Here is a 16,453-nt window from a genome sequence, read left to right as displayed (position 1 = left end):
AAATGCAGCGTCTGGCCGCACCTTATCCCAGAAATGCAGCACCCGCCCGGTTTGCCGGGCGGGTGCATTGCGTTCCTGCGGCCGGATTACTTCGAGGCCGCCGGGATAGTCAAGGTTGCGCCGACCGGCAGCCGGCGTGGCTCGTAGGCTTTGTTGGCATCGAAGATCATTTTCCATTTGGTGCCGTCGCCATAGGCCTTCACCGCGAGATCCCAATAGGTATCGCCGGCGACGATTACATGGCTGCTTTCGGCCGGTGCCGGCTCAGCCGGCTTGGAGGGCTCGGCAGGTTTTGCCGGCTCACTTGGGGCCGGTTCACTCGGGGCCGGCTGACTCCGGGCCGGCTGACTCGGGGCCGGCTGACTCGGGGCAGGCGCCGTCTCGGCCGGTTTGGCCGGTACAGCCGGAGCAGGGGTGGCCGGAGCCGGTGTGGCCGGAGCCGCAGGTGCCGCCGGCTGGGCCGGCTCGGCGGGTGCGGGGGCCGCCGGCGCGGTTTCAGCCGGGACGGCCGGTGGTGTTTTGGAAATGTCGCCGGAGCCGGCCGGCATTTCGGGCATTGCCGGCTCAGCAGGCTTTATCGGCGCTGCCTCAGCAGGTTTTGGCGGTTCGGCCGGGTTGGCTGGTTCCGCGGCCGGGGCTCCGGTCGCGGCGATCTCGGTGATGCGGCCGTCGAGCTTCGGCGTATAGGGCCGGTGCGCGCCGAGGTAATCGGCGACGACCTGTTCCAGCCCCGGGCCGTAATCATAGGCGTTCTTGGCCTTCTCGGCGAATACCTTGTAGCCGTCACCGCCCTGGCGGACATAGTTGTTGGTGGCGACCAGATAGTCCTTGTCCGGTTTGATCGGCGTCCAGGCGCCGCCTTCCATGACCTCGACCGATTTGACGCGTCCATTAGGCGGCGCCGATTTGTCGAACGCATATTTCAGGCCGGCAACCTGCGGGAAGCGCCCGGCGCCGTCCTCGACCTGACTGAGGCCGCTTTCCAGGCCGGCAACCAGATCCTTGCCGGTGATCTGGAAGGTCGCCAGCGTGTTCTGAAACGGCAGCACAGTGAGAACCTCGCCCATGGTGACGGTGCCTTGGTCGATCGAGGCGCGCAAGCCGCCGCCATTCGAGATGACGATCTCGACACCTTGGCCCTTGACCCGGTCGAGGACGGCGTCGGAGACCAGATTGCCCATCTCGCATTCGCGGGCGCGGCAGTTTTCGCGGCTGCCGTCGATCGCCTTGGTGGTCTCGGCGACTTCCTTGTTCTTCAAAGCCTCGATCGGGGCGCCGAGTTCCTTGATGCGGGCAAGCACGGCGGGGTCGGGCGTGATCGATTTGTCGAGATGAATGGGATCGCCGCTTGCCTCTTTGACGACGCCATTGTCGTCGAAGACGACCTTGAACTCGCCGAGATATTTCGAATAGGACGCCGCCTGCACGACCGGCACTTTGTAGCCGTCCGGATTGTCGACCATCGTCGGATAAGGGCCTTCCGCCTTGGGGTCGGTGTTGGACAGCAGCGAGTGGCTGTGGCCGCCGACCACCACGTCGACGCCCGGGATCTTGGCGATCACGTCGCGTTCTCGCTTGTAGCCGATATGGGTGACCGCGATGATCTTGTTGACGCCCTCTCGCTTCAGTTTCTCGACCTCGGCGGTGATCGACTTGACGTCGTCCTCGATGGCGATGTTCGGGCCAGGCGTGGCAAGCTCCGGCGTGTCGTTGGTGACCGCGCCGACGATGCCGATCTTCTGGCCGCCGACCTCGACCACGATCGACGGCTTGACGCGGTCGCCGAGCTTGGATTGCGCATTGGCCTTCACATTGGCGCCGAGCACCGGAAACTGGATCATGTCGAGGAACGGCGCCAGCGCCGACTCGCCATCGTCGAACTCATGGTTGCCGACCACCTCGGCATCGAATTTCATCTGGTTGAGGAATTCGCCTTCGGTCTTGCCCTTGTAGGTCGTGTAGAAGAGCGAGCCCTGGAAATTGTCGCCGGCGCTGAGCAGCAGCACGTTCTGGCCTTGCAGCTTCTTGCGCTCCTGCGCGATCGCGGTGACCAGGCGGCCGGCGCCGCCGACGCATTCGCCCTTGGTCTCCTCCTCGGCCGAGCAGGTCGATTCATACTTGTTGTTGCTCTCGATGCGGCTGTGCCAGTCGTTGATGTGCAGGATGTTCAGCGTGTAGTCGGCAAAGGATACGCCTGCCGACAGGCCAAGCGCCGATGCCGACAGCGCGGCGATGGCAGCGATCTTCTTCATTCTCGTCTCCCGGATAACTTGAGTACAGCGCCGCGCGTCATTTGGGACGCGCAAAGTACCAATTTTATTTTGCGCATGATCCTTTCCGAAAATCGACTCCGATTTTCGGGGTCATGCGCAGACGCGTTTAAAGCTCTTGTTTGACTGGGATGTAACAGCCCTCTCGGGCCATGTTCACATCGCGTTTCAGTCGATGCAAGCGGAAATCGGCATCAGCTTTGCCGGCGTAAAAAGGCTTTGCCGGCGTAAAAAGCGGCGGCTTGAAGCCGCCGCCCTTTTGCAAAGTCAATTCGGAATCGGATTTCAGGTGCGCCTGGTCAGCACAAAATTCTGCCCGCTCGCGCTGGTGCAATTGAGCTGGCTTGTGGAGACCATCAGGCAGTTGAAGCTGATCGGCGTCTGCCGGATCAGCGAAGTGCCATGGATCTCGACCGAGGTGCCGCCGGTCATGGTGTAGCTGCCATCGGCAAGCTTCTGGCCGGTGTCGGTTGCGACGGTCGCGAAGCTGCCGCCCTTGAAGGTGGACAAGCCCGTGCCCTGCGCGTCGATCCAGGAGCCTTCAACCCCTTTGGCCGTGATCACCGGCGGCTCGCCTGGGCCGGTTGTGGTGCAGGCCGCCAACGCGACCGTAGCGGCCGCGGCAATGCCAGCCGAAAGCAGTCTTTGCGCGATCGTCATCTTCAAAATCCTCTCCTCTCGCATCGGCCCGAAAATCGATCCGATTTTCGGAAAGCACGATGCTCACATTCAAAGTGCTAGAGCGTACTTTGTGCGTCCAAATGGACGCACGTCGCTCTAGGCCGCTCCTCTTCAATCGCCCGATTTCCGGGCGATTGCAAGCTGGCGGAGTGTCGACGCAATGCTGCTATCGAACGAGGATGTTGCGGAATTGCCACGGGTCTTTGGTGTCGAGGTCCTCGGAAAACAGACCAGGTCGATTGTCGAGCGGTGTCCAGTCGGTATAATAGCTCCTGACCGGCCCGAGATATGGGTTCTGCACGTCGAGGCAGCGCTTGTAATCCATCTCGTCGGCTTCGACGATGCCGGCCTCGGGATTTTCCAGCGCCCAAACCATGCCGGCCAGCACCGCCGACGTGACCTGCATGCCGGTGGCGTTCTGGTAGGGCGCCAGCTTGCGCGCCTCGGCCAGCGACAACTGCGAGCCGTACCAGTAGGCGTTCTTGGCGTGACCGTAGAGCAGCACGCCGAGTTCGTCGATGCCATCGACCAGTTCGTTTTCGTCGAGCACGTGATGCACGGGCTGAGCCTCGCCGGCGGCACCGAACATCTCGTGCAGTGACAGCACGGCGTCGTTGCAGGGATGATAGGCGTAATGGCAGGTCGGCCGGTACTGCACCTTGCCCTTCTTGCCGCGCAAGGTGAAGAAATCGGCAATTGAAATCGCCTCATTATGCGTCACCAGGAAGCCGTATTGCTGACCGGGCGTCGGGCACCATGTGCGCACGCGCGTGTTGGCGCCGGGCTGCTCCAGAAAGATCGCGGCCTTCGAGCCGTTCTTGTGTTTTTTGGCGTTCTTCGGCATCCACGTCTCATGCGTGCCCCAACCGAGCTCGGCCGGCTGCAGGCCTTCCGAAATGAAGCCTTCGACCGACCAGGTGTTCCAGAACACGTTCATCGGCTTGGGTTTCTTGGTGCGCTGGGTGTCGCGCTCGGCGATATGGATGCCCTTGACGCCGGCTTTCTTCATCAGCCTGGCCCAGCCTTCGCGATCGTGCTGCGCGGGCTCCGAGAAATCGAGGCCAAGATCTGTGGCGAGGTTGACCAGCGCCTGCTTGACGAACCACGAGACCATGCCCGGATTGGCGCCGCAGCACGAGATCGCCGTGGTGCCGCCTGGGTTCTTCGCGATTTCAGTACGCACCGTCTCGCGCAGCGCATAGTTGGTGCGTGAGGCATTGTCGGCCTTTTCGTCGAAATAAAAGCCGAGCCAGGGCTCGACCACCGTGTCGATATAGAGGACGCCAAGCTTGCGGCAGAGCTTCATGAGTTCGAGCGAGGAAGTGTCGACCGACAGGTTGACGCAAAAGCCCTGGCCGCCGCCATTGGTCAAAAGCGGTGTCAGCAGCTTCTTGTAGTTCTTCTTGGTCACCGCGTCCTGCATGAAGGTGATGCCGCGCTCGTCGAGCAATTTGCGGTCGGTGTCGCGCGGGTCGATGACCGTCATGCGCGACTTGTCGAATTTGAAATGGCGCTCGATCAGCGGCAGCGTTCCCCGTCCGATCGAGCCGAAGCCGATCATCACCACAGGGCCGGTGATCTCACCGTAAACGGGCCAGTTTTCATTCGCCATTTATCGATTACTCCCTCAAAAAACGCTTCGGAACAGCGGCTTGGCCGCGGCGCGACAAACCATAGATCATTGTCACAATAAAGCGAAAATCGGACGGCCGGCGTTACGCCGCGCCATCCCGGCTACGGCTCGACCAGACTTGCAAACTCCGGCTTAAAGAGGGCACGTGCCTCGGAGACCGGCAGTTCCAGCAGATCGTCGGCGCAGGCCTGGATGGCATGCGGCAGGGTCTGGAGCCCGAACACCAGAACCTGCTTGTCGCCCTCGCGCCAGAGGCTGGCAGCCAAATTTTCGTCGATCAGATCGTCGATGCCGCATTCGGCTTCGTGATCAATATCGGTCTGATCGCTCGGTTTCTTGCGCCGCTGCTTGACGAAGGAGGCGAGGGAAGGACCGGGCTTGCCATCTATCGTATCCAAGAAAATGTCCTGAAGGCCGAGCAGGACGCCGCGCCGCACATCCATGATGTAGGCGTCCGAATAGTTGGTCGGATGCGCTCCGCCGCAGAAGATGCTGCCGGACTCCCGCCAGCTCATCAGCCGCGGAGTCAGCGAGGTCACTTCGAATGTGCTGTCCTCATAGCCGCCGAGTGTGCCGCCGTTCACACCGTCAATCGGCCCGCCTTCGTTGAAACCGGCATATTGCGCCGCCACGCAGCCCAGTGCGCCGATGTTGGCGCGCCAGTGCCTGTCTTGCAGCAGAGCGTTCGCGGCCTCGATTGGAACGTCGCCGGACAGTTCGACAATGCGCGGCGTGGCAAATTTGGTGCGGGGGTCGACGACATAGCGGTAGGTTGCGTCCGGCCAACCAGTCGTCTTGCCGTTATCGAGCTGAGTGTCCACCCGCAGATAGTCATAAGGGGACGTTTCCATGGTGAGCGGCGTGTCATTGCCGAAGAACTTCATGAAGCTGAAATCGTAGAGATCGAGCGGGCTGCTGGGCTCGTTCTCGGTCACCTGCCGACTTGCGACCCGTTCCAATCTGAGCGGCAGCGCGCTCTTTCCGTTCCAGCTGCCTTCAAGGGTTTTGCCGTTACTGGATGAGGCCAGGCGCCAGACGGCGGCAATCGGCGCAGCCTTTCCGTCATCGCAATTGTCGGCGCCGCATGCCTCCTCCTCGGCCAGTTCGAACTTGCTGCCCTTTTGAGACCGGGCCTGCAGCGGGATGTCGACGCCCTTCGAGCGGTAGAAATAGCGGCCGGCCAGCGGGCCGCCGGGCGCGGCGGGGTCGCCGGTGAATTCGACGACGATATCGCTCTTTCCAAGCTTGCCGGCATAAGTCACCGGCTCCGCCTCGGCTGCTGTCGACAGTACCAGGATCGCGGCCATTAACGTGACCGGCCTGCTAAGATGCTGGATCATTTTTCCCCCAAGCCGCAAGTTACAGCTGTCTTGCGCCAGCAGTCACGGTCGGCTGTCAGGTCCTTATAGTCAAGTTGTGCCTCGTCCCGCACCTGAGGCTGCTCAGCGAAAAGACGCGGCGAGCGCCGCCCCTGGTGCGGATGGCGCATCCGCCCGTTTCAGCGGGTTTTTGTCCTCGGCGCGGCTGTGGAGGCTCGAACCACCAGTTCTACCGGCAGAACGACTTGGCGGGGGGCTTCATTGTCAAGGACCATTCGGGCGGCAAGCCGGCCTTTTCCGATCACGTCTTGTGCGACAGTGGTCATCGGAGGCGTGGTGCGTGCGGATTCAGCGGTGCCATCGAAGCCGACGACCGACACGTGGCCCGGCACGTCTATGCCGCGGCGAACCGCCTCGTCCAGGATCGTGATCGCCTGCCAGTCCGACATGGTCAGGATCGCGGTTGCTTCAGGCGCCCTGTCGAACACCACTGCTCCGGCAGATGGCTCGCCCGGGATCGTCTCGATGATCGGGACATCGTCGATCGACAAATTCGCCTCCGCCAAACCCTGTTTGAAACCGTCGAGCCTTTCATCGTCGAGCGGGAAGCCGGCCAGAAGCGGGCGCGTTGCCTTTCCGGGCATGTGGACAATCGGCGGGCCGGGAGACCGGCGCACCGAAAGGATGGCAAAATGCCGGTGCCCCAGCCCGGTCAAGTGCCGGACGGCAGCAACCGCGCCACTCCTGCCGTCGATCTTTATCGAATTGATGTCGGGACCTGCGTCGCTTTCGAGAATGACGAAGGGCAGACGGCGTCTCTGGACCGAAATTATGAGACCAATGTCGGCGCTGTGACCAAGGATAAAGCCGTCAACCAGGGCATCGCGGATGCTGGCGAAGCGCGTGTTGTCGGTGCCGTTTACAAGGCTGAGCGTCGTTCCAGCCTCGTCGCAGGCGAGCGAAACGCCGAGCACCAGCTCGCGGCCGTATGGGCTTCTCATCACTTCGGAGATGGCGTAGGCGCCAGGCGGCATGAACCCGATCGCATTGAACTTGCCGTCCCGCAGCAATCGTCCTTTCGGATCGGGGCCGCCAAACCCGAGCGCTCGCGCGGCCGCTTCGACGCGCTCGCGCAATTCGGGCCTGACCAGCTCCGGCCGGTTGAAGACGTTGGAGACAGTCCCCCGGGAAACTCCGGCAGCCTTGCCGACATCGGCTAGGGTGGGCATTGGCGATTCACTCGTTTTCCCTGAGGTAGACCATTTTTTGGAGCGCTCCAAGAATTTTATTGACTCAAAACCAAAATAGGGGGATCGTGCTCCTTGGAGCGCTCCAAGAGCATATACTGAGGGTGTTTCTGCGACTGAGACACCGAGAATCGTCACATGGCATGGTCGCAGCGGCCAATGCCCAAGGAGAGGATGATGGCAGAAACCGATGCTTTTCCAGCCTCGCTCGTAGGCAAGACTTTCGACTGCGTTTTCGGCCCCTTCGTACCGCGGCTGACGTTTCTTTCGCCGCAGGAATTGCATATCCAGGCGTCGATCGGGACCACTGAAATCGACGAGGTGGTCAAGGTCGGCCTGACCAGCGTGCGTCCGAATCTCGTGCTCGCGAGTTGGACGGAGCAGAGCGGCAACTTCATTGTGCAGTTGCAGGATCACGAGAACCGGATCGTCCATAATTATGCGCGGCTGGCCGATGGGCAGCTCTTCTGTGCTCAGGGCGCCATTCAAGCCGTTCCGGCGTGAGGGGAGGAAAATGCGATGGAACTCGCTTATGACAGTCATCTGCTTGCTCGAATTCTGCTGAGCGTCGCGACCGTGGGTTACGGTGTAGCCACGATCAAAGCCGACTTGAACGCCACCCACGCCACCAATCCACTGTGGACTCCCCATGCCCGGTTTCACGTCGTCTGGCAGGTGCTGAGCTATACCGGGGTGGCGCTGATTGCCCTCGGACTCATCTGGATCAAGGGGCAACTCGAAGCCGAGCGGCTCTATCTCGCCGGCGGATTGGCCGCGGCCATGTATGGGGCATTCTTCGCGGCCATGCTCTCGCGGTCGATCTATGGTGGCGTGCTGTATGACGAGAACGGCTACCCGCCGTTCCGGCCGCCGTTTGGACCGGCGGGCTGGCGGTGGGATGTCAACGTCACCGTCTTTACCGCGATGTCGGCGATCCTGCTGCTGGGCCTGGCTGCGATTTAGGGCAATTCCGGGAAAAGTGTGAGACGGTTTTCCGTCCGGAATTGCGCAAGAACAAAGAGGTGGAGCGGTTCGGCGTTTCCGTGAAACGATGAACTGCTCTAGGACAGCGCCAGCGCCCTAAGCCACGCGACCAGCCGGTCACGATCGGCGGTCATCCCCTTGTAGTCGAGCTGGGCCTCGTCCAGCGCCAGAAGTTGTTCGGCCAAGGACGCTGCGAGCGCCGCACGGTCGCGGTGGCGCTCCAGCACGGCGAGCGGGTCGAGATGGATGCGGATGGTGAAGAGTACGTCGCCCGAAACGGGGAGCTTTCTCAGCGTCTGCCGCTCGACGCGGATAAAGGCATGGGCGTCGATGTCACCGTCCGGGAATCTCGACGGGCGACTGCTGGCGCGGTCGATGCGTTCGACATTGGAGAGCGGATGGTAGAGCGCGTCGCCCGCCTGGATCGACCAGTTGTAGCGCTCGACGGCTTGGCCCTGGAGGCCGTCGAACATGCGGTTGATGAGATCGGCCGGGCGTGTGCCTGGACCGAAACCCGGTACCGGCGCGTGGATCTGCTGCAGCGGCTTGCCGAATTTTTCGGTCAGCGACCATGACGAGGGGAAGCAGAGCGAGCCGGCCGCCAGACGCCAGCCGCTCTCGTCGCGGCGCATCAGGATCAAATCCTCCTGGACGAGCAACGAGGCCGCGACAAGCGGCGCATCGCTGAAAGAAGCTGCGGTGCCTGAGCCTACAAGACTGTCGGTGCCGCCGATCACCACGATCCCGTTGTCGGTACGCCTGTGGGTCCCAGGAAAGTTCGCCGCCAGATGCGCACCGAGCAGATCGAGCACTTCGCGTTGGGCATCGCGTGTGGCTTGCTCCTCGACAAAAACCTTGTCTGGAATTTCGGCATAAAGCCGGCGTTTCTCGGCAAGATAGGGCAGCAGATATTCGTCGATCTCGATCCATCTATCTAGATTGAGCGGCTTCAGCCCGATGGTGAACAGTTTCGACGAGCCGTCATAGGGTGTGTGGGTCGGTGGGCGGAAACTCATGCTTCTTTGTAGGCTTCCAGTGCGGCAGCGGCCATTCTCGCCGTGAATTCGGTGATTTCGTAATCGGCGGCGCCTGCCTTGGCGAAGGGATCGTCCGCCAGTCTGGCATCGAGCACGTCGCGTGGACCGCGCGCGATGATGATGCCGCCGGTCCTCGGCCGCTTCGGCCCGGAGGCGACAAAAATGCCTTCCGCATAACAGGCCTTCAGCCACTCGACATGCGCTTGCTGCAGGCTGTCGATCTCGGTCAGCGGCACCGTATACTTCAGCGAAACCACGAACATTGTTGTCTCCCGATGCTTCAGCCCAGCCGCGCCGGGATCAATCCGCGCAGCGAGTTGCCGACGAACAGCGCCTTGGCCGATTTCAGTTCGCTCCATGTGTAGATTGCTTCGCGGGCGCGGCCTTGATCCAGCAGTTCGCCGCGCAGGACGCCAGGCAGCAGGCCGCAATCGAGCCGCGGCGTGGCCAGCACGCCGTCGCCGAATTCGGCAAAGACATTGGTGATCGTGCCCTCGCAGATTTCGCCGCGCTCATTGGCGAGCAGCACCTCGTCGGCCCGGCCGGCGAGATATTCGGCGCGGGCGCGCGTATAGATTTGTCGGCGGCTGGTCTTGTGGCGCAGCAGCATATCGCTCGAATCAAGCCGCACGCGCGCCAGCTGCACGGTCCAGACCTTGTCTGCGGCGAGCGGCGCGTAGGGCTGCACCGAAACCGCTACATCGCCCTTGCGCGACAGGACGAGGCGAGTGCGCAACGCAATGTGCTGGCGGCCGACCGCATTCATCAGCGCTTCACCGACCCGTTGCGGGTCGCAGCCGAAGCGGAGTTCGTCTGCCGAGCCGTAAAGCCGCGCGAGATGGCGGTCGAAACGGAGGAAACCCGAGCCGGGTTCCCAGCGCATTGTTTCGATCAGTTCGAGATCGGCAGTGTTCCCGTCGCGAAACGGGCTTTCAGCAGACACTCCTGGTACTCCTCTTCGGCTGTCGAATCGAAGACGACGCCACCGCCGACATTGTAGACTGCCTCGCCATTGGCAAAGAGCGAGATGGTGCGGATCGCCACCGAAAAGCGCATCCGGCCGCCGGGGGCGATCCAGCCTATGGCGCCGCAATAGACATCGCGCGGGCCACCTTCCAGCTCGCGCAGGATCTCCATGGCACGGATCTTCGGCGCGCCGGTGATCGAACCGCAGGGGAACAGCGCGGCGAAAATCTGGCGGATGGCGAGGCCGGGCAAAAGTTTCGCCCGCACGCGGCTCACCATCTGGTGGACCGTCGGGTAGCTCTCGATGCGGAAAAGCTCCGGCACATCGAGCGTGCCAACCTCGCTGATCAGTGAGATGTCGTTGCGCAGGAGATCGACGATCATCCGGTTCTCGGCCTGGTTCTTCTCGTCGTTGCGCAAGAACGCTTTCAGGCGATCGTCCTCCGCCTTGGTGGCGCCGCGCGGCGCAGTGCCTTTCATCGGATGCGTCTCGATCATGCCTTCCGCGTCGACCTCGAAGAACAGTTCCGGCGAACGCGACAAGACGATCGGATCGCCAAGCGCGACCAGCGCCCCATACTTCACCGGCTGGCGTTCGGTCAGCGCGTTGAAGGCGTCCAGCGGATCGCCCGACCATTGCGCGTGGACCGGAAAGGTCAGATTGCCCTGGTAGCAGTCGCCCTTGCGGATGTGGTCATGCAGCCTGGCAAAGCGTTTGGCGTAGTCGTCCGAGGACCAGGCTGCCTTGGGGTCGAAGATTGGGCCGTTGCTAGCCGGCAGATCGCCTGGCGCGACCGTCTCTTCGACCGGCGGGTCGAACACGCCGAGGCAGAAAAGCGGGGCGCGGCGGCCGGCTGGCAGCAGCGGAACGAGCTTGGGCTCGAGCAGGTAGCCGGCCTCGTAGGAGAAATAGCCGGCCAGCCATTTGCCCCCATCATGTGCAGCCTGCGCGGCTTCAAGCGCCGGCAGGAAGTCCGCCTCGCCATGCGCCGAGATGATCTCGGCCGGCCGGTCGAAAACGAGCTGACGCGCGGTCTCGTCGTTCCGGAAAATTGCAAAGGGCAGGGGCAGGGACATAAGGCTCGGATGCTGCGGTCACCAGCGATCGATCTATATGGGGGCTCGACCGTGCGCAATCGAGGGAACGGCGTCTCAAGACGCAAAGGCGCGGCGGGGCAAAAACAAAAGCGGCGCCCGAGAGCGCCGCCTTGTTCCAAATGCCGCCTTGCGATGGATCAGGTGTTGCTGGCTTCCCCCGCGGTCGGGAAGCGGCGCGCAAATTCCTTTTCGTCGCCGGCGGCAAGCAGTTTCGCCTGCTCGATCCAGCGTTCACGTTCGATGCGGCCGTCGAAATTCAACGTCGCCTCGATCCGCCTGACATCGTCGGGCGTCCAGGCGGCGATCTGGGCATAGGTCGTGACCCCAAGCCCTTTGAGCAGCCGCTCGTTGGTCGGGCCGATGCCGATCAGGCGACGCAGATCGTTGGCTTTGCCCGCCGCTGCGGTCGTTGCGTTGCCGGTCGCGGCTTTCTTTGCCGCCGGCGCAGCCTTGCTTGCCGCTGGCGCAGGCTTTTTTGCCGCTGGCGCAGTCTTGGGTGCGGCGCTCGCTTTCGATGCAGCCGGCTTCGGCGTTGCCGTTTTCGCCGCACTTGTGCGTGGCGCGGTCGCAGCCTTGGCCGTTGCAGATTTCTTCGGCGCCGGTTTGGCCGGCGCGGATGTCGACATCAGGGTTGACGGTGCCTGCATCGCCGCCTTGGTCGCGCCGGCCTTGGCGGCTGGCGCCTTGGCTGTTGCCGCCTTCGCGGTTGGCGCCTTGGCGGCCGGCGCCTCGCCCAGCCGCCGCTCGAGGTCGGCGCGGGCGCGGCCGCATGCATCCAACTCACCGGTCAGACGGTCGCTATCGGCCCGCAATCTGTCGCGTTCGCTGCGCGTGCGGTCGAGATCGCCGCGCAAACTGTCGAGTTCGCCACGCAGGCGTCCCCAAATGAACCAGCCAACCAACACACCTACCAGGAACGCCAGGAGCATGTAGAAAAAAGTGCCCATTGTCTTTCTCTCTCCAGTCCGATCCGTCCGCCCTGGCCTGTGGAGGCATGACCTCGGCGAAGGACCATTCGATGGTGGTTCCGCAATTTGCAGAACAGCCGGCTTCGATCGAGCTGTCGGCGACCGGTTTGCCCCTGGCCAACAACCGTTGTCGCATCCGCCGACGCGCCATGACCGGTCGGGACTTTCCGACCGGATCCATTCGTGCCCGGCTGAGCTTGAGGGCGGACGCTATCATACAGCTTACGGGAATCTAACGGAAAACTTCCATGGAAAGTTATTTAAGAACAAATATCCAAGACAAGAATAGAACCATCGTCAATATGCATTGCAGCTAAACTGTTCTGGAAAACCCGGTCACCCGGTGTTGCGCATCACCCAGTGTTGCGCATCACTTGTCCAGTGCTTCCAACTCGTCGATCAGTCCGCTGATCACACCAAGCCCGATCTGCCAGAAGGCAGGGTCCGCCGCGTCAAGGCCGAACGGCGCCAGAAGCTCGGAATGATGCTTGGTGCCGCCGGCGCGCAGCATGGCAAAATATTTCTCCTGAAAGCCGCGCTCGGCGTTCTGGTAGACCGCGTAGAGCGAGTTCACCAGGCAATCGCCGAATGCATAGGCATAGACGTAGAAAGGCGAGTGGATGAAGTGCGGGATATAGGTCCAGAAAACCTCGTACCCCTCGCGTAGCTTGATCGCCGGCCCGAGGCTTTCCGCCTGCACTTCCAGCCAGAATTGGCCGAGCTTGTCGGAGGTCAATTCGCCGCTCTTGCGCTCGGCATGCACCTTGCGCTCGAACTCGTAGAAGGCGACCTGGCGCACGACCGTGTTGATCATGTCCTCGACCTTCTGGGCGAGCATGGCCTTGCGTTCGCGCTTGTCGGTGGTCTGCTCGAGCAACGAGCGAAAGGTCAGCATTTCGCCGAACACCGATGCGGTTTCGGCCAGCGTCAGCGGCGTCGACGCCATCAGGGCGCCCTGGCCGCCGGCCAGCACCTGGTGCACGCCGTGGCCGAGCTCGTGCGCCAGCGTCATCACGTCGCGCGGCTTGCCCATGTAGTTGAGCAACACATAAGGATGCGCCGAAGGCACGGTCGGATGGGCGAAGGCACCAGGCGACTTGCCGGGTCTCACCGGTGCATCGATCCAGTTGCGGTCGAAGAAAGTTCTGGCGATCTCCGCCATGTCGGGTGAAAAGCGCTGATAGGCGGAAAGCACGGTGTTCTTGGCCTCGTCCCAGCCGATGACCGCCTGCGGGGTCTCCGGCAGGGGCGCGTTTCGGTCCCAATGGTTCATCACGTCCATGCCGAGCCAGCGCGCCTTCATCGCATAATAGCGATGCGACAGGCGCGGATAGGCGTCGCGAACCGCCGCGGCGAGTGCGTCCACCACGCTGCGTTCGACGCGGTTGGCGAGATGGCGGGAATCGGCAATGTCCTCGAAGCCCCGCCAGCGGTCGGAGATCTCCTTGTCCTTGGCCAGCGTGTTGGTAATCAGCGTGAAGACGCGCAAATTCTTGCGGAAAGTTGCGGCCAGCGCTTCGGACGCCCGGCGGCGCACCTCGCCGTCGGCGTCCTGCAGGCGATTGAGCGCCGGCTCAAGCGTCAACTCCTCGCCGTCGAGGCCGAAGCGCAAATCGGTCATCGTCTCGTCGAACAGGCGGTTCCAGGCCCCGCGCCCGGTGATCGACTTTTCGTGGAAGAGTTGCTCGATGCGGTCTTCGAGCTGATATGGCTTGTCCTTGCGCAGATCGAGCACCCAGGGCCGGTAGTGGGCGAAGGCCGGATCGGCGGCGAGTGCGTTTTCGATCGCGCCATCGTCGATGAGGTTCAGCTCGAGCGCGAAAAACAGCAGGTGCGCGCTGGCATCGGTCATCTTTTCCTGGATGTCGCCATAGAGCTTGGCGCGCTGCGGATCCGACGTGTTGCCGGCATAGACAAGCCCGGCATAGGAGACGATCCGGCCGATCAGCTCCTCCAGCGCTTCATAGGCCTGGAGCGCCTCGCCCAGCCTGCCGGCGCTGCCACGCCCGGCCTCGGCGGCGAGCGTGCCTTTCCAACGGCTCTCGAAGGCGATGGCATCGGCGGCGGCCTTGGCGATGTCGCGCTTCAACTCGGGCGCTTCCATGCCCGAATAGAGATCGGCCAGATTCCATTCCGGCAGGTCGCCAAGCTCCGCCACGCCCTGACTGGACGCCGCCGCCAGCTTTCGAGCAAAAACCATGCGCATTGCCGATCCTTCCAAACACGAAAATTCGAGGAAACGAGAAGCCGGTCAAATCCTAAGGAATTCATTCACCGGGTTTTTTGAAAGCTTATTTAGAACCCTGTGCCAAGATGATCCATAGGGCGCATTCTCGGGCGGGCACGGTCGGATCAGTCATGGCAGCTTCCATACTCATAGTCGATGACGATCCGGTGCAGCGCAGGCTGCTCGAGGCAGCGGTGACGAAATTCGGCCACACCGCGATCGTCGCCGATGGCGGCGAGGCCGGTCTCGATGTTGTCGACGGGCCCAATGCGCGCGACGTCTCGGTGGTCATCCTCGACCTGATGATGCCGGGCCTCGATGGCATCGGCGTGCTGAAGGCAATGCGCGAGCGCGGCATCCACATCCCCGTCATCGTGCAGACCGCCCAGGGCGGCATCGAAACCGTCGTTTCGGCAATGCGTCACGGCGCCTTCGACTTCGTCGTCAAGCCGGCCTCTCCCGACAGGCTGCAGGCGTCGATCGGCAATGCCCTCAAGGTCGAAGCGCTCGAAGGCGAAGTGAAGCGCTCGTCACGGCAGCGCGGCGGCCATCTGACGTTCAAGGACATGATCACTCACAGTCCGGCGATGGATCGGGTGATCCGGCTCGGCCGCAAGGCGGCGGCGTCCAACATTCCGATCCTGATCGAGGGTGAATCCGGCGTCGGCAAGGAACTGGTGGCGCGCGCCATCCAGGGCAGCGGCGACCGCCGCTCGAAACCCTTCGTCACCGTCAATTGCGGCGCCATCCCCGACAATCTGGTCGAATCGATCCTGTTCGGTCACGAAAAGGGCTCGTTCACCGGCGCCACCGAAAAACACACCGGCAAGTTCGTCGAAGCGCATTCGGGCACGCTGTTCCTCGACGAAATCGGCGACCTGCCGCTCGACGTGCAGGTCAAGCTGTTGCGCGCCGTACAGGACGGCGAAGTCGATCCGGTTGGCGGGCGCTCGACCGTCAGGGTCGACATCAGGCTGATCTCGGCAACCCATCGCAACCTGCTGCAGCAGGTCAAGGACGGCAAGTTCCGCGAGGATCTGTTTTATCGTCTGAACGTCTATCCGATCTTCGTGCCGCCATTGCGCGACCGTCGCGACGACATTCCCCATCTGGTCGAGCACTTCATGGAGAAGGTGGCGCCCGCCGATCCGCGCCACCGTCTGCGAGGCATCTCGGCTGCGGCGCTCGCCATGCTGCAGGCCTATGACTGGCCGGGCAATATAAGGCAGCTCGAAAATGCCGTCTTCCGGGCTTCGGTGCTCGCCGAGGGCGACATGCTGACCGAAGAAGAGTTCCCGCAGATCCGGGCGCAGGTCGAGGGCACGGTCAATCTCGATGCGGATATCGCCTCGCCAGCTTCAGGAGGGCCAGCTTCAGGGTGGCCAGCTTCCGGATTGGCTTCGGGCAGCCTGCCGCGTGATAACGTCCCGGCCGCCGTCGGCGCCGCCGCAGCCGAGCCCGACGCGCCGGCCAGACCCCGCTTCGGCACACTGCGGGCGCTCGACGACCGCGGCAATGTGCGTGCGCTGGCCGATGTCGAGCTCGAAATGATCAAGCTCGCCATCGACCACTACAACGGCCAGATGAGCGAGGTCGCCCGCCGCCTCGGCATCGGCCGGTCGACGCTCTACCGCAAGCTCAAGGAATACGGCATCGACCCGGAGACCGGCCGTTTCGAGAGGCTCGCTTCCTGAGTCACAGGGCCAAGCCGGTTCTCATCCGGACATCATTCCAGGCAACTGAGTCTCGTAATGACGTGTTCGCCGCAATGTTCACGTATTAAGGCGGACGGTAACAGATCGTGTTTCGAGCTGGCGCCAAAACATGATCTAAACCAGCGGTTTACCAAGATATCCTGCGCAATATTTTTGGCGGGATATCGCCACGGTGTTACCGCATTTCGGCTTCAATAAGCGATGATTAACCATTAGGATCGATATTCGGATGCACATCTAACGCATCCGTTTGGTCAAATCCGGGGACAAAACGGCAGCCTGCAAGGCCTTTTGATTTGAACAGAATC

General features: G+C 62.4%; 14 protein-coding genes. 3 read left to right on the top strand and 11 right to left on the bottom strand.

What is annotated here, in order from left to right:
- Nucleotides 1-86: 86 nt before the first annotated feature.
- From NKI22_RS08425 to NKI22_RS08405, 5 genes are all read right to left on the bottom strand, one after another.
- The gene (locus tag NKI22_RS08425) at nt 87-2,252 is read right to left on the bottom strand and encodes a 5'-nucleotidase C-terminal domain-containing protein (protein WP_352958363.1); all 2,166 of its coding nucleotides are present in this window, start codon (nt 2,250-2,252) and stop codon (nt 87-89) included.
- Between the two features lie 303 nt (nt 2,253-2,555).
- Entirely contained in the window at nt 2,556-2,930 is a 375-nt protein-coding gene (omp10, locus tag NKI22_RS08420) for an outer membrane lipoprotein Omp10 (RefSeq protein WP_023720183.1), read from the bottom strand.
- Between the two features lie 187 nt (nt 2,931-3,117).
- Entirely contained in the window at nt 3,118-4,563 is a 1,446-nt protein-coding gene (locus NKI22_RS08415) for a homospermidine synthase (RefSeq protein WP_352815577.1), read from the bottom strand.
- 122 nt (nt 4,564-4,685) lie between these two features.
- Entirely contained in the window at nt 4,686-5,891 is a 1,206-nt protein-coding gene (locus NKI22_RS08410; protein WP_352958361.1) for a hypothetical protein, read from the bottom strand.
- Between the two features lie 191 nt (nt 5,892-6,082).
- The gene (locus NKI22_RS08405; RefSeq protein WP_352494711.1) at nt 6,083-7,132 is read right to left on the bottom strand and encodes a LacI family DNA-binding transcriptional regulator; all 1,050 of its coding nucleotides are present in this window, start codon (nt 7,130-7,132) and stop codon (nt 6,083-6,085) included.
- Between the two features lie 195 nt (nt 7,133-7,327).
- On the opposite strand from NKI22_RS08405, the gene NKI22_RS08400 reads away from it, so the two are divergent.
- Both NKI22_RS08400 and NKI22_RS08395 read left to right on the top strand, forming a co-directional pair.
- A complete protein-coding gene (locus tag NKI22_RS08400; RefSeq protein WP_156948115.1) occupies nt 7,328-7,654 on the top strand; it encodes a MoaF-related domain-containing protein in 327 nt (108 codons plus the stop codon).
- 15 nt (nt 7,655-7,669) lie between these two features.
- On the top strand, nt 7,670-8,113 hold the full coding sequence (locus tag NKI22_RS08395; protein ID WP_352481944.1) for a DUF6640 family protein: 444 nt from the start codon (nt 7,670-7,672) through the stop codon (nt 8,111-8,113).
- 98 nt (nt 8,114-8,211) lie between these two features.
- Here NKI22_RS08395 and NKI22_RS08390 read toward each other — a convergent pair whose 3' ends face one another.
- The 6 genes from NKI22_RS08390 to NKI22_RS08365 all read right to left on the bottom strand — a co-directional run bounded on the left by NKI22_RS08390 (nt 8,212) and on the right by NKI22_RS08365 (nt 14,409).
- Complete coding sequence (locus tag NKI22_RS08390) at nt 8,212-9,150, bottom strand: heme-dependent oxidative N-demethylase family protein (protein ID WP_352481946.1); 939 nt, start codon at nt 9,148-9,150, stop codon at nt 8,212-8,214.
- The gene (locus tag NKI22_RS08385; protein WP_023720190.1) at nt 9,147-9,434 is read right to left on the bottom strand and encodes a YciI family protein; all 288 of its coding nucleotides are present in this window, start codon (nt 9,432-9,434) and stop codon (nt 9,147-9,149) included. The genes NKI22_RS08390 and NKI22_RS08385 overlap by 4 nt, the downstream gene beginning before the upstream one ends.
- 17 nt (nt 9,435-9,451) lie before the next feature.
- Nucleotides 9,452-10,114, bottom strand: a complete 663-nt coding sequence (locus NKI22_RS08380) for an aminotransferase class IV family protein (protein ID WP_352481947.1) — start codon at nt 10,112-10,114, stop codon at nt 9,452-9,454.
- The gene (locus NKI22_RS08375) at nt 10,063-11,214 is read right to left on the bottom strand and encodes an aminodeoxychorismate synthase component I (RefSeq protein WP_031194349.1); all 1,152 of its coding nucleotides are present in this window, start codon (nt 11,212-11,214) and stop codon (nt 10,063-10,065) included. Before NKI22_RS08375 ends, NKI22_RS08380 begins: the two co-directional genes overlap by 52 nt.
- 158 nt (nt 11,215-11,372) lie before the next feature.
- Nucleotides 11,373-12,182 (bottom strand): helix-hairpin-helix domain-containing protein, encoded by an 810-nt coding sequence (locus tag NKI22_RS08370; RefSeq protein ID WP_352481948.1) that lies wholly within the window; start codon nt 12,180-12,182, stop codon nt 11,373-11,375.
- A gap of 391 nt (nt 12,183-12,573) precedes the next feature.
- On the bottom strand, nt 12,574-14,409 hold the full coding sequence (locus tag NKI22_RS08365) for a M3 family oligoendopeptidase (RefSeq protein WP_352481949.1): 1,836 nt from the start codon (nt 14,407-14,409) through the stop codon (nt 12,574-12,576).
- Between the two features lie 152 nt (nt 14,410-14,561).
- Here NKI22_RS08365 and NKI22_RS08360 point away from each other — a divergent pair, with 152 nt between their 5' ends.
- Complete coding sequence (locus tag NKI22_RS08360; protein ID WP_352481950.1) at nt 14,562-16,124, top strand: sigma-54-dependent transcriptional regulator; 1,563 nt, start codon at nt 14,562-14,564, stop codon at nt 16,122-16,124.
- Nucleotides 16,125-16,453 lie beyond the last annotated feature (329 nt).

It is taken from the genome of Mesorhizobium sp. M0778 (genome assembly GCF_040320105.1).
Classification (GTDB): domain Bacteria; phylum Pseudomonadota; class Alphaproteobacteria; order Rhizobiales; family Rhizobiaceae; genus Mesorhizobium.
This window is presented reverse-complemented; position numbering and strand designations above follow the sequence as displayed.

Coding starts and splice junctions, on each gene's coding strand:
- NKI22_RS08385 (WP_023720190.1), bottom strand. CDS start 9,434: ATGTTCGTGGTTTCGCTGAAGTATACGGTGCCGCTGACCGAGATCGAC.
- NKI22_RS08415 (WP_352815577.1), bottom strand. CDS start 4,563: ATGGCGAATGAAAACTGGCCCGTTTACGGTGAGATCACCGGCCCTGTG.
- NKI22_RS08375 (WP_031194349.1), bottom strand. CDS start 11,214: ATGTCCCTGCCCCTGCCCTTTGCAATTTTCCGGAACGACGAGACCGCG.
- NKI22_RS08390 (WP_352481946.1), bottom strand. CDS start 9,150: ATGAGTTTCCGCCCACCGACCCACACACCCTATGACGGCTCGTCGAAA.
- NKI22_RS08405 (WP_352494711.1), bottom strand. CDS start 7,132: ATGCCCACCCTAGCCGATGTCGGCAAGGCTGCCGGAGTTTCCCGGGGG.
- NKI22_RS08370 (WP_352481948.1), bottom strand. CDS start 12,182: ATGGGCACTTTTTTCTACATGCTCCTGGCGTTCCTGGTAGGTGTGTTG.
- NKI22_RS08360 (WP_352481950.1), top strand. CDS start 14,562: ATGGCAGCTTCCATACTCATAGTCGATGACGATCCGGTGCAGCGCAGG.
- NKI22_RS08400 (WP_156948115.1), top strand. CDS start 7,328: ATGGCAGAAACCGATGCTTTTCCAGCCTCGCTCGTAGGCAAGACTTTC.
- omp10 (WP_023720183.1), bottom strand. CDS start 2,930: ATGACGATCGCGCAAAGACTGCTTTCGGCTGGCATTGCCGCGGCCGCT.
- NKI22_RS08425 (WP_352958363.1), bottom strand. CDS start 2,252: ATGAAGAAGATCGCTGCCATCGCCGCGCTGTCGGCATCGGCGCTTGGC.
- NKI22_RS08365 (WP_352481949.1), bottom strand. CDS start 14,409: ATGCGCATGGTTTTTGCTCGAAAGCTGGCGGCGGCGTCCAGTCAGGGC.
- NKI22_RS08410 (WP_352958361.1), bottom strand. CDS start 5,891: ATGGCCGCGATCCTGGTACTGTCGACAGCAGCCGAGGCGGAGCCGGTG.
- NKI22_RS08395 (WP_352481944.1), top strand. CDS start 7,670: ATGGAACTCGCTTATGACAGTCATCTGCTTGCTCGAATTCTGCTGAGC.